1 pseudogene is annotated in these 283 nt (G+C 47.0%); it reads right to left on the bottom strand.

From position 1 onward, the window contains the following. A pseudogene (locus tag FS628_RS30525) lies at positions 1-199 on the bottom strand (hypothetical protein); the annotation flags it as partial. Positions 200-283: the final 84 nt, after the last annotated feature.

The following is a 283-nucleotide window of genomic DNA, read 5'->3' as shown; positions in this document are numbered from 1 at the left end:
TCAGTTCTTCCACCCACACCCTCTTCACTACATAACTCACCCCACCCCCTTCAATCCCTTCAACAACAACATCATCCTCCACCAAACTCCTCACCATCACAATCTTCATCTTCCCAAATTCACTCATCATGCCTTTTCTCCAAAGCCCACAACCCTTCCCCCCCTCATCCATCTCTCCCTCCATCTTCGTTCCAATCACAACCTCATCACCATTCCCATAATCCTTTAATCCCCCACCAAGATATTCCTCACTTGTACCCAAAGACTATACATTCCCTCTATC

Source organism: Paenibacillus xylanexedens (assembly GCF_007676705.1).
GTDB classification, from domain to species: Bacteria; Bacillota; Bacilli; order Paenibacillales; family Paenibacillaceae; genus Paenibacillus; species Paenibacillus xylanexedens_C.
Note: the sequence above shows the minus strand (reverse complement) of the source record. Positions and strands in the feature narration are given on the sequence as shown.